Below are 13,015 nucleotides of genomic sequence, written 5' to 3'. Positions count from 1 at the left end.
CCCTGTAGAGGCTATAGCCAACCCTTATTCCCAGTCAGGACAATGCCGATGCTTCGCCGTTCCGCCACCGCGTTCGCGGTACTCGCCGCCCTGTCGCTCGGCGCCTGTGCCGGCAAGAAGGATCGCCCCCAGGCCGATCTCGCCGCCTCGAAGATCACGACGATCGGCGTGAACTCCTATCTGTGGCGCGCCAGCCTCGACACGCTCAGCTTCATGCCGCTGGCCGAGACCGACTCCAATGGCGGCGTCATCGTTACCGACTGGTACGTCAATCCGCAGATCCCGACCGAGCGGATGAAGGTGACCGTCACCATCCTGGACCAGGACCTGCGCGCCGACGCGCTGCGCGTGACCGCCCTGCGCGAAGTCAATCGCGGCGGCCAGTGGGTGGAGGCGCCCGTGCAGGCCGCGACCATCCAGAAGCTGGAAGACATCATCCTCACCAAGGCGCGCGACCTGCGCCGCGCCTCGATCACGAAGTAAAAGACGACCCGAATGGCCTCGCGTTACAATGCCCTGAAATCGGATTCGACCTGGCAGCGGATCTGGGAGGAACGGCGCACCTTCGCCGCCGACGACCACAGCACCAAGCCCCGGTCCTATGTCCTTGAGATGTTTCCCTATCCCTCGGGGCGTATCCATATGGGGCATGTCCGCAACTATACGATGGGCGACGTGCTGGCCCGCTATCGGCGGATGATCGGCCATGAGGTGCTCCACCCGATGGGCTGGGACGCGTTCGGCATGCCCGCCGAGAACGCCGCGATGGAAAAGGGCGTCCATCCGGGCGGCTGGACCCGCGACAATATCGCGACGATGAAGGCGCAGCTGAAGCGGCTGGGCTTTGCACTCGACTGGACGCGCGAGATCGCCACCTGCGAGCCCGATTATTACGGGCATGAGCAGGCGCTGTTCCTGGACCTGTACGCGGGCGGCCTGGTTTACCGGAAGGAATCGGCGGTCAACTGGGACCCGGTCGACATGACCGTGCTGGCCAACGAACAGGTGATCGACGGACGCGGCTGGCGCTCGGGTGCGCTGGTCGAGAAGCGCAAGCTGAACCAGTGGTTCCTGAAGATCACCGACTTCGCCGACGAGCTGCTGGAGGGTCTGACGACGCTCGAGCATTGGCCCGACAAGGTGAAGCTGATGCAGGAAAACTGGATCGGCCGCAGCAAGGGCCTCCAGTTCCGTTTCGCCCCCGTCGCACCCTTCGCGACGCCGATCGAGGTCTATTCGACCCGTCCCGACACGATCTTCGGGGCGAGCTTCGTCGCGATCGCGGCGGACCATCCGATCGCGCGCGAACTGGCCGAGACGAACCCCGACGCGGCGGCATTCATCGAACGCTGCAAGGCGGGCGGCACGACGGCGGCTGAGCTGGAAACCCAGGAAAAGCTGGGCTTCGACACCGGCTATCGGATGCAGCATCCGATGGACGCCAGCATCACCCTGCCGGTCTATATCGCGAACTTCGTGCTGATGGATTACGGCACGGGCGCGGTGATGGGCGTGCCCGCGCATGACCAGCGCGACCTGGACTTCGCGCGCAAATACGGCCTGAGCGTCACGCGCGTCGTCGCGGATGGCGACACGACCGCGCCGGTGTTCGAGGGCGACACCGCCTATACCGGCAGCGGCCAGCTGGTGAATTCCGGCCCGCTGGACGGGATGGACGTCGAAGCCGCCAAGGCCGCTGTCATCGCGCGCGCCGAGGGCGAAGGCTGGGGCCAGGGCCAGACCGTGTACCGCCTGCGCGACTGGGGCGTCAGCCGCCAGCGTTACTGGGGCACACCGATCCCGATCATCCACTGCGAGGATTGCGGCGCGGTGCCGGTGCCCAAGGACCAGCTGCCCGTCACCCTGCCCGAGGATGTGACGTTCGACGTCCCCGGCAATCCGCTCGACCGCCATGCGACGTGGAAGCATGTCGACTGCCCGACCTGCGGCAAGCCCGCCCGGCGCGAGACCGATACGCTCGACACCTTCGTCGATTCGTCTTGGTATTTCATCCGCTTCGCCAGCCAGCCCCAGGATCGGCCGTTCGACCCCGAGGTGGTGAAGCAGTGGCTGCCGGTCGGCCAGTATATCGGCGGCGTCGAGCATGCGATCCTGCATCTGCTCTATGCGCGCTTCTGGACACGGGCGCTCAAGCATATCGGCCTGATCGACGTGGCCGAGCCCTTTGCAGGGCTCTTCACGCAAGGCATGGTCACGCACGAGAGTTACAAGTCCTCGGACGGCCGCTGGCTCGCGCCCGGCGAAATCCGCGACGGCATCGAGATCGCGACCGGACAGCCGATCACGGTCGGCCGCGTCGAGAAGATGTCCAAGTCCAAGAAGAACACCGTCGATCCCGAGCCCATCGTGGATCAGTACGGTGCGGACGCGGTACGCTGGTTCATGCTGTCCGACAGCCCGCCCGAGCGCGACCTGCCCTGGTCGGAATCCGGCATCGAAGGCTCGTGGCGCTTCGTCCAGCGCTTGTGGCGTCTGTTCGACGGGTCGGAAGCCGCCGAGGGCGAAGATAAGGCCCTCTCGCGCAAGCTGCACCAGACCATCGCGGGCGTCGCGGCGGATATCGAGGCGCTCGCCTTCAACAAGGCGGTCGCCAAGCTGTACGAGCTGGTCAACGCCATCGAAAAGGCCAAGCCTTCGGCTGCGCGGAACGAGGCGATCCGCACCACCATGTTGCTGGTCGCGCCGATGGTCCCGCACATGGCGGAGGAAGCCTGGGCCGGGATGGGCCAGGACGGCCTGATCGCCGACGCCGCCTGGCCGGTGGTCGACGACAGCCTGCTGGTCGAGGACGAGGTCACTGTCGCGGTGCAGGTCAACGGCAAGCTGCGCGACACGCTGACCGTCGCCAAGGGGCTGCCGAAGGACCAGCTGGAGGCGAACGCGCTGGCGTCCGAGAAGATCGTGCGCGCGCTCGACGGCGCGACCCCGAAAAAGGTGATCGTGGTGCCCGACCGTCTGGTGAACATCGTCGCATGAGCCGTGTCCTTCCCCTGATCGCTGCCGGTCTGGCGCTGACCCTGGGTCTGTCGGGTTGCGGGCTGCATCCGCTCTATGCAGGCGGCAGCTCCGGCCCGGTGGCCAATGCCCTATCGCAGATCGAGGTCGCGCCGATTCAGGGGAAGGCGGGCTGGCTCATGGCCAACGCCCTGAACGACCGGCTGGGCGGCAAGACGGGCAATGCGCGTTATCGCCTGGACGTGAAGCTGGACGACCAGATTCGCGGGCTTGGCGTTCGGCGTGACGACTCGGTGGTGCGCGAACGGCGTATCCTGCGCGCGCGCTATCAGCTGGTCGATCAGACAAGCAACGCGGTGCTGGTCGACGCCACTGCAGGATCGGACGCGGGCATCGACGTCGTGCGCTCCGAATATGCGACCATCGCGGCGGAAAACACCGCGCTGGAGCGGCTTTCGGTGATCGTCGCGGATGAGATCGTCGCGCGGCTCGCCACCTATGCCCGGTCGCGGCCTGGTGAGGCGATGGCACCCGCACGGCCGTGACGGCGCCCCAGCCGTGAAAGCCAACGCCAACCAGATTCGCCAGGCGCTGGGCCGTCCCTCCGCCGATATCCGCCTCTATCTGCTGCACGGCCCCGATGAAGCGGGGGCCAGCGAATTGGCGCGAATCCTGGCCAAGGCGATGGGGCAGGATTCCGAACGGATCGACCTCGATTCGGCCACGCTGAAGAGCGATCCGGCCCGCCTAACCGACGAGGCCGCGTCCATGTCGCTGTTCGGCGGCCCGCGCCATATCCGTATCGCCAGCGTCGGCGAAGAAGGTCTGGCGGCCTTCACGGCGCTGCTGGAAGCCGAGTCGGCGGGCAACCCCGTCGTCGCCATCGCCCCCACGGTCAAGACGACCGCCAAGATCGTCAAGCTCGCGCTCGATTCGCCCCGAGCGATGGCGTTCGGCTGCTATGCGCTCACGGCAGCGGACGCCGAGCGGCTGGCGGTTACCCTGGGCGGCGAGATGGGCCTGCGGCTTGCGGCAGGCGTGCCGGCGCGACTGGTCGAGGCGGCCGCCGCTGATCGTTCGGTGATGACTCGCGAGCTGGAAAAGCTGTCGCTTTATCTCGATGCCGCACCCGACCGCCCGCGTGAAGTCGATCACGTCGCGATGGACGCGATCGGCGCCGATCTGGGCGAAGTCGAGATGGGCGATGCGGTCGAGGCGGTGGTCGAGGGCCGAGTCGGCGATCTGGGCGGCGAACTCGCCTTGCTGGATGAAGGCGGCGCCTCGCCCATCCCCTGGCTGCGCGCCCTGGCCCGCCGCTTGGTCGCCTTGGCGGAGATGCGCGCCGATGTGGATGCGGGCGAGCCGGTCGAGGCGGTGATGAAACGCCACCGCGTCTTCTTCCGCGACGAAGCGAAGACCGCCCGGGCCTTGCGCCGCTGGACTCCGGCGATGCTGGCGCGGGCATTGGCCCGGATTCGGGCCGCCGAACGCGCGGTCATGGCGCCGGGCAATGCCGGGGCAGTGCTGGCCGAATCGGAAGCGACCATCATTGCGCAGGGGATTGCGCGGCGGGGCTAAGGGATTGTCCTTAGGCCCCCCGCCCCGCCCTCTCAAAAACCAAACGCCAACTGCGCCTGTCTGCGAAACAGACCGGCGTCCCGCTTTCAAATGCCCTCACCGGTCAGCCGCTGGCACACCATGTCGAGCTGATCGAGCGTCGAGTAGCTGAGCGTCAGCGTCCCCCCCTTCTCGCCATGCGCGATCCGCACCGACAGGCCGAGCAGATCGGCAAGCTGGCCCTCCAGCGCGGCGATATCGGCGTCCGCCGCATCCTGTCCCGAGGCACGCGGCCCCTTCTCGCCACGCTCTTCAGTTGCCTTGCGTCCGCCACCCTTGGCTTCGCGGGTCAGCTTCTCGGTCTCGCGCACGCTCAGGCCGCGCGCAATGACCTGATCGGCCAGCGACTCGACCTCATCCGCGCCCAACAGCGCACGGGCATGGCCCATGGAGAGCGCCCCGGTAACAACCTGGGCCTGCACCGTATCGGGCAGTTCGAGCAGGCGGAGCAGATTGGCGACATGGCTGCGCGACTTGTGGACGATCTTGGCCAGCGCTTCCTGCGTATGGCCGAACTCACCCGCCAGCCGCTGATAGGCCTGCGCCTCTTCGATCGCGTTCAGGTCCTGGCGCTGGATATTCTCGATCAGCGCGACTTCGAGCGTCTGCGCATCATCGAAGTCGCGGACGACGACCGGCACCTCGTGCAGCCGGGCGCGCTGGGCGGCGCGCCAACGGCGTTCGCCCGCGACGATCTGATAGTCCTTGCCATGCGGCCGCACGACGATCGGCTGGATCAGCCCGCGTGCCGCGATCGAGGCGGCAAGTTCGTCGAGCGCGGCTTCTTCAAAATGGCGGCGCGGCTGGTCCGGGTGCGGCGACAGCGAGCCGACGGGGAGCATCCGCACGCCACCGGGCGTCGGCTGGTCGCCCGGCCGGATCGGCGCTTCGCGCGCAATGTCACCGAGCAAGGCGCCCAGCCCACGCCCCAGACCCGGACGCGGGCGCTTGGTGGTCGTCTCCTCACTCATGCCGCCGCTGCTCCGGGCTGGGGCGTGCCGAGCGGCAGACGCGCGATCAGCTCCCGCGCCAGCGCGATATAGGCTTGGCTGCCCACGCAGCGATGGTCATAGATCAACGCGGGCAGGCCGTGGCTGGGCGCCTCCGACAGCCGGACGTTGCGCGGAATCACCGTATCGAACACCACACCTCCCAAAACCGCGCGCACATCGGCCGACACCTGATCGGTCAGCCGGTTGCGCCGGTCGTACATCGTCAAAGCCACGCCCAGGATCGCGAGCCCCGGATTGAACCGCGCGCGAATCCGCTCGACCGTGGTCAGCAGCTGCGACAGCCCCTCCAGCGCGAAGAACTCGCACTGCAACGGCACGAACAGCGAGTCGGACGCCACCATCGCGTTGATCGTCAGCAGCCCCAGCGAGGGCGGGCAGTCGACCAGCACGATGTCCCAATGCCCCTGCGTCCGCCGTAATGCCTGATCCAGCCGGTGCGTACGATTCTCGTAATCGACCAGCTCCAGCTCGGCACCCGACAGATCGACGGTAGCAGGCACCACATCCAGGCGCGGCACCTGGGTATGTACCACCGCATCGTCGATCCGCGCCTCGCCCAGCAACACATGATAGCTGGAGAAGACCCGCTGGCTGTTGGGAATGCCCAACCCCGTCGATGCGTTGCCCTGCGGATCGAGGTCGATCAGCAGCACGTTCAGACCCGTCGCCGCCAGAGCGGTGGCAAGGTTGATGGCGCTGGTGGTCTTACCCACCCCGCCCTTCTGATTCGCAATGGCAACGCAGATCATCGGGCCCCTACTCGGTCGAGGATCACGATCGACGATTCCGCCGAGGTGATGCTATGTTCCACGTGAAACACGAAGCGCCATTGCCGCTTGAGGGTCTTGATTTCGCGCTCGTCCAAGCGGCCGCGCGGGAGCAGCCACCGTGTTTCCTGTTTGCCGCAGTGGGCCGCCGCGCGCAAAAGATTTTCGACCGTCGCCACCGCACGTGCCGAAATAACGTCCGCCTTCACGTCCACGGCCTCAATCTTGGACGCGTGGACCGTCACCCGGTCCGCCACCCCCAATCGCTCGGCACATTCGCGCAGGAAGTCGGCGCGGCGCTTCCGCGGTTCGACCAGCGCCATGCGACCGGGCCAAGCGAGCGCAACGACCATGCCGGGGAAGCCGCCGCCCGTGCCGATATCCACCCATTGCCCATCCGCACGGTCGGCCAGCGGGATCAGCTGAACCGAATCGAGCGCATGGCGGGCCCAGATGGTCGCGATCGTCGAGGGCGCGATCAGATTCTGCTGGTCGTTCTCGACGATCACCAAGTTCAGGAAATAGTCGATCCGCTCGGCGGCCTCTTCGCCATATCGCTGGACAACCCAGTCGCGCGCTTGTTCTTCGGTCATGCCGCCACCTTTCGGGCGTGAAGGAGGACGGCCGACAAAGCGGCCGGAGTGATGCCACGAATGCGCGAGGCCGCCGCCAGCGTCGCAGGGCGCGCCAGGCTGAGCCTGTCGATCATCTCCTGCGACAGGCCAGGGATGGCGGCGTAATCGAGCGAAGCCGATAACAGGATCTGCTCATCGGCGCGCAGCCGCGCGACCTCCTCGGCCTGACGTTCGACATAGGGGGCGTAGCGGGCGTCCTCCAGCGTCTCCGCGACCACCGCCGGATCGCAACCCTCGGCCGCATCGGGGGCGACATGCGCCAGCGTCACGCCGTCAAAGCGCAGCCATTCATAAGCCGTCCGACGCGCGCCATCCTGTGCGATCGCCGCCCCGCTGCGCGCGAGATCGGACGCCGTGCGGACCACGGACAGTCGCTGCCGCAACGTCTGCTGCTGCCCCTGCCGCCGCCGCCGATGTGCCAGTCGTTCGGACGAGAGACACCCGGCGGCTTCGGCGATGCCACCCAAACGCGTCTCCGCATTGTCGGCTCGCAGCGACAGGCGATATTCGGCGCGCGCGGTCAGCATGCGATAGGGCTCGGTCACGCCCTGCAACACGAGATCGTCGATCATCACACCGAGATAACTCGACGCTCGGTCGAGGATGACCGGCGACAGGTCACAGGCATGGGCCGCTGCATTGAGCCCGGCGATCAGCCCCTGCCCCGCCGCTTCCTCATAACCGGTCGTACCGTTGATCTGACCGGCGCAGAACACGCCGGGAAGCGCGCCCAAGGCCAGCCGGGCGTCGAGCGCGCGCGGATCTATATGATCATATTCCACCGCATAGCCGGGCAGCGTGATGACCGCCCGCTCCAGCCCCGGCATAGAGGCGATCATCGCTTCCTGCACATCGGTCGGCAGCGAGGTCGACAGGCCGTTCGGATAGACCAACGGGTCGTCCAGCCCCTCCGGCTCCAGGAAAATCTGATGGCTGTCGCGGTCAGCGAAGCGCTTGATCTTGTCCTCGATCGACGGGCAGTAACGCGGGCCATTCGCCTCGATCGCACCGGTGAACAACGGCGAGCGATGGAAGGCCGCCGCGATGATCGCATGGGTTTCTTCGGTCGTCCGGGTGATCGCACAGGCGATCTGCAGCAGCGGCCTGGCCGCCGTCATCGGCGACATGGTCCAGGGATCGGTGTCGCTCGGCTGCTCGTCCAGCTTCGCCCAGTCGATGGTGCGACCATCGAGACGCGGCGGCGTACCGGTCTTCATCCGCGCCATGGGCAAGCCCAGCGCGCGAAGCTGTTCGGCCATCCGGGTCGCCGCTCGTTCACCGATACGACCGCCGAGATGCCGTTCCTCACCGCGGAACAGCCGTCCGCCCAGGAATGTCCCGGTCGCGAGCACCACCGCACGAGCCGACAGGATCGTGCCGTCGGCCAGCTGCACCCCCGCGACCCGATCGCCGTCGAGAACGAGCGCCTCAGCCTCGCCCTCGACGATGGTCAGGTCCGGTTGCGCAGCCAGCATCGCCTGGATCGCCCTGGCATAGCGCCGACGGTCGGCCTGCACGCGCGGTCCCTGGACGGCCGTACCCTTGCTGCGGTTGAGCATCCGATAATGGATCGCGCCCTGGTCCGCCGCTCGGCCGATCAGGCCGTCAAAGGCGTCGACCTCGCGCACGATATGGCCCTTCCCCAACCCGCCGATGGCGGGATTGCAGGACATGGCGCCCAGGCCATGACGATCGAAGGACAAAAGGGCCGTCCGCGCACCCCGGCGCGCAGCCGCCGCAGCGGCCTCGGTTCCCGCGTGACCACCACCGATCACTACGACATCAAACATGCCCCCGCCCTACCGGAAGGACCGGTCAGCGTCAAAGCGATCCCCTCCAACATTCTATGCTTAACGTTCCACGTGGAACAATCACTTCCCCAGGCAGAATCGTCCAAACAGCGCGTCGAGCATCATCTCGGTCGCACTGACGCCCAGCACTTCTGCCAGTGCCTGTCGCGCGACCCGTAATTCCTCCGCCACCAAAAGGATATCATCGGTCGGCGCAGCGATCAGCGCATTGGCGGCACGGCGGCATTGGTCCTGCTGATGCCGCTTGAATCCGATCGCATCTTCGCGTGGCAACAGTCCCGTGGCGGTGTTCGCAATCACGTCCCAGACGGTTGCCACACTCGACGCGTCATCACGACGCACCGCAAGCGCCCGTCCTTCGGGTAGGTCTTCCCGCCCCGGCAGATCGGCGCGCGAATGGAGCCAGATCGCATCGCCACGCGGCGGGGGCGTGTCGGCCATCCACAACAGAATGTCCGCCTGAAGGATCGCCTCCTGCGCGCGGGTGACACCGATCGCCTCGATCACGTCATCGGTATCCTCGGCCAGCCCGGCAGTGTCGGTCAGCACATAGGCCACCCCGCCCCGCAACACGCTTGCCTCGATCCGGTCGCGGGTCGTGCCCGCGATCGGCGACACGATGGCCGCCTCGCGCTCGACCAGCAGATTGAGAAGCGTCGACTTGCCGCTATTGGGTGGCCCGGCCAGCACCACGCGGATGCCATCGTGAAGCCGATCGACCGGCGGCCGCTCGACCACGTCCAACATGGCGATGGCCAACTCGTGCATGTCGCTTCTGACCCGCGCCACCGCCGCCTGATCGAGCGGCACGTCATCCTCTTCGGCGAAATCGAGCATCGCCTCGACCATCGCAGACAGAGTCGCCAGCCGGTCCATCCAGCCGCGCACCGCCTGGCTCACCCGCCCTTCGACCGCGCCGATCGCGGCACGTCGTTGTCGCTCGGTCTGCGCCTCCAGCAGATCGGCAAGCCCCTCCGCCTCGGCCAGGTCGATCCGGCCGTTGAGCAAAGCGCGACGGGTGAACTCCCCCGGCTCGGCGCGGCGAACGCCCGGCTGTTCTGCCAAGGCCCGCTCGACCGCCGCCACCACGGCACGGCCGCCATGGCAATGCAGCTCGACCAGATCCTCGCCGGTCGCCGTCGCCGGACCGGGGAAGCACAGCAGCAGCGCCGAATCCAGCACCGCACCCTTCCCGTCCTTCAACGTCCGCAGGCTTACACGACGGGCCTCGGGCAGCCGCCCGCCCAGCCGCTCGGCCGCCGCAAAGGCCGCCGGGCCGCTGACCCGGATCACCGCAATGGCGGCGGGCGGCTGTCCGCTGGAGACGGCGAAGATCGTATCGGTCATGCTCAGGGTCAGCCCTTCTGCCCCTCGAACATGCGGCGCCACATGGTCATGCTCGCCTCGCCCATCGGCGCCCAGTTGCGCATCATCGCCTCGATCATCTCGGGCTTCACGCCGGACTGCATCGTATCGAGCATCATCTGGACATAGCGTTCATGGATCGGCGTCAGGTCGGGCAGGCCCATGGCGCGGCGCGCTTCCTCCGGCGTGCAGTCGATTTCCACATTCACTTTCATGCGCCATTCTCCATCACGCGACCAAGTGAGGCATAAGGCGTTATCGTCGCGACGACCACAGGAGACCCGCATGACTGCCACCAAGACCATCGCCGCACAGAACGGCGAAGGCCAGTTCAACGCCTATTACGCCGAGCCGGAAGGTCAGCCGACCGCCGCGATCATCGTCATCCAGGAAATCTTCGGCGTGAATGCAGGCATCCGCCGCAAGTGCGACACGCTGGCCGAGGCGGGCTATCTGGCCGTCGCCCCCGATCTTTTCCACAAGATCGCCCCGGGCATCGAGCTGGACCCCGACATCCCCAACGAGATGCAACAGGCGCTCGAGCTGATGGGGAAGTTCGACCAGGACGGCGGCATTCGCGATATCGAGGCGACGATCAAGGCGATCCGCGACGAGCATGGCGCGGACTTCAAGGTCGGCGTCGTCGGCTATTGCCTGGGCGGGCGACTGGCCTTCATGACCGCGGCGCGCACCGATGTGGATGCGAGTGTCGGCTATTATGGCGTCGGCATCGACGGCCTGCTGGGCGAGAAACACGCCATCGCCAAGCCGGTCCTGCTCCACATTCCGGAAGAGGATCACTTCGTCGACAAGGACGCGCAGACGCGGATGCATGAGGGGCTCGACGATCACCCCAAGGTCACACTCTATGATTATGCCGGTGAGGATCACGGCTTCGCGACCGAGTTCGGTCAGCGTCGGTCGGACGAGTCCGCCAAGCTGGCGGACGAACGCACCATGGCGTTCTTCGCGGAGCATCTCCGCTAAATAGGAAACACCCTCACCCCTCCCACCCGCTTGCAGCGGGCGGGCCCCTTCCCTCTCCCATTGGGAGAGGGAGGGAGGCGCGAAGCGCCGGAAGGGTGAGGGTGTTTGTTACGCGACCTTGGCCAGCGCCTCGGCGATAAGTTTGCGGCTGTTATCCACACCGTAGAGCGCGATGAAGCTGCCCATGCGCGGCCCTTGCGCCGAGCCCAACAGCGTCTCGTACAGCGCCTTGAACCAGTCCCGCAGCGACGGGAAGGCGTCGGTCTTGCCGATCTCATAGACGATATTCTGGATATCCTCGGCCGTCGCCCCCGCCGGGAGCGCCGCGAGCTGCGTGTCCAGCTGGCGTAGCGCTTCGGCCTCATGCGGCTCGGGCGCGCGGCGCTGGAGCGTCGGCGCGACGAAATCGCGGGCATAGGCCAGCGCATGGTCGATCAGCCTGTCGAGCTCGGGATACTTCGCGGCCGACGCTTCCGGAACGTAATTGGCGAGATAACCCCAGACCTGCTCCTTGGTGGCCTCACCCATCACGCCGACCAGGTTGAGCAGCAGGCCGAACGTCACCGGCAGCTCGCCCTCGGGCAGCTTGCCGTCATGGATATGATGCACCGGATTGCCCAGCTGCTCCTTGAGAGACTGGTTGGGGTAGTTCACGCGGAACTGCCAATATTCGTCCACCGCACGCGGGATGACGCCCATGTGCAGCTGTTTGGCCTTTTTCGGCTCACGATAGGCGAAGAAGGCCAGGCTCTCCTCCGGCCCATAGGTCAGCCACTGGTCCAGGCTGAGGCCATTGCCCTTGGACTTGGAAATCTTCTCGCCATGCTCGTCGAGGAACATCTCATAGTTGAAGCCCTCCGGCGGTCGGCCGCCGAGTACGCGCGCGATCTTGGAAGACTGGGTGACCGAGTCGATCAGGTCCTTGCCCGCCATCTCGTAATCCACACCCAGCGCGACCCAGCGCATCGCCCAGTCGACCTTCCATTGCAGCTTGGACATGCCGCCCAGCGCGGACTGGACGATCCGCTCGCCCTCATCCTCGAAGGCGATCAGGCCGGCTTCGGCATCGACCACCTCGATCGGCACCTGCAACACGATGCCCGACTTGGGGCTGATCGGCAGGACCGGGGAATAGGTGGCACGGCGCTCGGCGCGCAACGTCGGCAACATCACGTCCTGGATGCCCTGGAAATGCTTGAGCACCAGCCGCAGCGCATCGTCGAACCGGCCGGAGGTGTAATAGTCCGTCGACGAGGCGAACTCGTAATCGAAACCATAGCGGTCGAGAAACTGGCGCAGCATCGCATTGTTATGCGCGGCGAAGCTGTCGAACTTCTCGAACGGGTCGGGCACCTGGGTCAGCGGCTTGCCGAGATGCGCGCGTAGCAGCTCCTGGTTCGGCACATTGTCCGGCACCTTGCGCAGGCCGTCCATATCGTCCGAAAAGGCGATCAGCCGCGTCTTCTGATCCGATAGCGCATGGAAGGCGTTGCGGACCATGGTGGTGCGCAGCACTTCGTTGAACGTGCCGATATGCGGCAGGCCCGACGGACCATAGCCCGTCTCGAACAGGATCGGCGCACCGCCCGGCTTGCCATCGGGATAGCGTTTGAGGAGCTTGCGAGCCTCCTCATAAGGCCAGGCCTTGGACTCGAAAGCGGTGGAGCGGAGTTCGTCTGTCATAGGGTTGCCATGTGGCAAGACGGGGCGTGATGCACAATGTATTTTGCAATTTCCACCAATTGCTCCCCGTTCATGCACAGAGTTATCCACAGAGCAAAGTTGTTCCACGTGGAACAGATGAGGTGGACCTACTTGGCTTTTCCCTCCCCCACCCCCTCCCG

12 protein-coding genes are annotated in these 13,015 nt (G+C 66.3%); 5 read left to right on the top strand and 7 right to left on the bottom strand.

Annotated features, from left to right (window positions below; translation table 11 throughout):
- The first annotated feature begins 48 nt into the window (after nucleotides 1–48).
- The 4 genes from SB4_RS09515 to holA are packed head-to-tail and all read left to right on the top strand — an operon-like array spanning nucleotide 49 to nucleotide 4,554.
- Nucleotides 49–483: a DUF3576 domain-containing protein gene (locus SB4_RS09515; protein WP_058715309.1), complete on the top strand. Its 435-nt coding sequence runs from the start codon at nucleotides 49–51 to the stop codon at nucleotides 481–483.
- Between the two features lie 12 nt (nucleotides 484–495).
- Nucleotides 496–2,997 carry a leucine--tRNA ligase gene (gene leuS, locus SB4_RS09510; RefSeq protein WP_058752392.1) on the top strand — a complete coding sequence of 834 codons (2,502 nt, stop codon included), beginning with the start codon at nucleotides 496–498 and terminating at the stop codon, nucleotides 2,995–2,997.
- Nucleotides 2,994–3,521: an LPS assembly lipoprotein LptE gene (gene lptE / locus SB4_RS09505; protein WP_058752391.1), complete on the top strand. Its 528-nt coding sequence runs from the start codon at nucleotides 2,994–2,996 to the stop codon at nucleotides 3,519–3,521. The genes leuS and lptE overlap by 4 nt, the downstream gene beginning before the upstream one ends.
- Nucleotides 3,522–3,534: 13 nt before the next feature.
- The gene (holA, locus tag SB4_RS09500; RefSeq protein ID WP_058752390.1) at nucleotides 3,535–4,554 is read left to right on the top strand and encodes a DNA polymerase III subunit delta; all 1,020 of its coding nucleotides are present in this window, start codon (nucleotides 3,535–3,537) and stop codon (nucleotides 4,552–4,554) included.
- An 86-nt stretch (nucleotides 4,555–4,640) separates the two neighbouring features.
- Here the strand turns inward: holA and SB4_RS09495 are convergent, their stop codons facing one another.
- From SB4_RS09495 to SB4_RS09470, 6 genes are all read right to left on the bottom strand, one after another.
- Nucleotides 4,641–5,564, bottom strand: coding sequence for a ParB/RepB/Spo0J family partition protein (locus tag SB4_RS09495; protein ID WP_058752389.1), 924 nt, complete (start codon nucleotides 5,562–5,564; stop codon nucleotides 4,641–4,643).
- The gene (locus SB4_RS09490; RefSeq protein ID WP_058733925.1) at nucleotides 5,561–6,355 is read right to left on the bottom strand and encodes a ParA family protein; all 795 of its coding nucleotides are present in this window, start codon (nucleotides 6,353–6,355) and stop codon (nucleotides 5,561–5,563) included. The genes SB4_RS09495 and SB4_RS09490 overlap by 4 nt, the downstream gene beginning before the upstream one ends.
- Entirely contained in the window at nucleotides 6,352–6,966 is a 615-nt protein-coding gene (gene rsmG, locus SB4_RS09485; protein ID WP_058733924.1) for a 16S rRNA (guanine(527)-N(7))-methyltransferase RsmG, read from the bottom strand. The genes SB4_RS09490 and rsmG overlap by 4 nt, the downstream gene beginning before the upstream one ends.
- Nucleotides 6,963–8,798 carry a tRNA uridine-5-carboxymethylaminomethyl(34) synthesis enzyme MnmG gene (gene mnmG, locus SB4_RS09480; RefSeq protein ID WP_058752388.1) on the bottom strand — a complete coding sequence of 612 codons (1,836 nt, stop codon included), beginning with the start codon at nucleotides 8,796–8,798 and terminating at the stop codon, nucleotides 6,963–6,965. The genes rsmG and mnmG overlap by 4 nt, the downstream gene beginning before the upstream one ends.
- Nucleotides 8,799–8,879: 81 nt before the next feature.
- Nucleotides 8,880–10,166 carry a tRNA uridine-5-carboxymethylaminomethyl(34) synthesis GTPase MnmE gene (mnmE, locus tag SB4_RS09475; RefSeq protein ID WP_058752387.1) on the bottom strand — a complete coding sequence of 429 codons (1,287 nt, stop codon included), beginning with the start codon at nucleotides 10,164–10,166 and terminating at the stop codon, nucleotides 8,880–8,882.
- An 8-nt stretch (nucleotides 10,167–10,174) separates the two neighbouring features.
- Nucleotides 10,175–10,399, bottom strand: a complete 225-nt coding sequence (locus SB4_RS09470; RefSeq protein WP_042486898.1) for a DUF6489 family protein — start codon at nucleotides 10,397–10,399, stop codon at nucleotides 10,175–10,177.
- A gap of 70 nt (nucleotides 10,400–10,469) precedes the next feature.
- Here SB4_RS09470 and SB4_RS09465 point away from each other — a divergent pair, with 70 nt between their 5' ends.
- Nucleotides 10,470–11,171, top strand: coding sequence for a dienelactone hydrolase family protein (locus tag SB4_RS09465; protein WP_058752386.1), 702 nt, complete (start codon nucleotides 10,470–10,472; stop codon nucleotides 11,169–11,171).
- A gap of 108 nt (nucleotides 11,172–11,279) precedes the next feature.
- Here the strand turns inward: SB4_RS09465 and SB4_RS09460 are convergent, their stop codons facing one another.
- A complete protein-coding gene (locus SB4_RS09460) occupies nucleotides 11,280–12,854 on the bottom strand; it encodes a lysine--tRNA ligase (protein ID WP_058752385.1) in 1,575 nt (524 codons plus the stop codon).
- Between the last annotated feature and the right edge of the window lie 161 nt (nucleotides 12,855–13,015).

It is taken from the genome of Sphingomonas sanguinis, assembly GCF_001476905.1.
GTDB lineage: Bacteria > Pseudomonadota > Alphaproteobacteria > Sphingomonadales > Sphingomonadaceae > Sphingomonas > Sphingomonas sanguinis_B.
The sequence above is the reverse complement of the archived record's forward strand: the minus strand, read 5'-3'. Positions and strand labels throughout refer to the sequence as shown.

What these genes read in the sequence shown, in the direction of transcription:
- lptE (WP_058752391.1), top strand. Translation starts at nt 2,994, where the DNA reads ATGAGCCGTGTCCTTCCCCTGATCGCTGCCGGTCTGGCGCTGACCCTG.
- mnmE (WP_058752387.1), bottom strand. Translation starts at nt 10,166, where the DNA reads ATGACCGATACGATCTTCGCCGTCTCCAGCGGACAGCCGCCCGCCGCC.
- SB4_RS09495 (WP_058752389.1), bottom strand. Translation starts at nt 5,564, where the DNA reads ATGAGTGAGGAGACGACCACCAAGCGCCCGCGTCCGGGTCTGGGGCGT.
- SB4_RS09465 (WP_058752386.1), top strand. Translation starts at nt 10,470, where the DNA reads ATGACTGCCACCAAGACCATCGCCGCACAGAACGGCGAAGGCCAGTTC.
- SB4_RS09515 (WP_058715309.1), top strand. Translation starts at nt 49, where the DNA reads ATGCTTCGCCGTTCCGCCACCGCGTTCGCGGTACTCGCCGCCCTGTCG.
- SB4_RS09460 (WP_058752385.1), bottom strand. Translation starts at nt 12,854, where the DNA reads ATGACAGACGAACTCCGCTCCACCGCTTTCGAGTCCAAGGCCTGGCCT.
- mnmG (WP_058752388.1), bottom strand. Translation starts at nt 8,798, where the DNA reads ATGTTTGATGTCGTAGTGATCGGTGGTGGTCACGCGGGAACCGAGGCC.
- rsmG (WP_058733924.1), bottom strand. Translation starts at nt 6,966, where the DNA reads ATGACCGAAGAACAAGCGCGCGACTGGGTTGTCCAGCGATATGGCGAA.
- SB4_RS09470 (WP_042486898.1), bottom strand. Translation starts at nt 10,399, where the DNA reads ATGAAAGTGAATGTGGAAATCGACTGCACGCCGGAGGAAGCGCGCCGC.
- SB4_RS09490 (WP_058733925.1), bottom strand. Translation starts at nt 6,355, where the DNA reads ATGATCTGCGTTGCCATTGCGAATCAGAAGGGCGGGGTGGGTAAGACC.
- leuS (WP_058752392.1), top strand. Translation starts at nt 496, where the DNA reads ATGGCCTCGCGTTACAATGCCCTGAAATCGGATTCGACCTGGCAGCGG.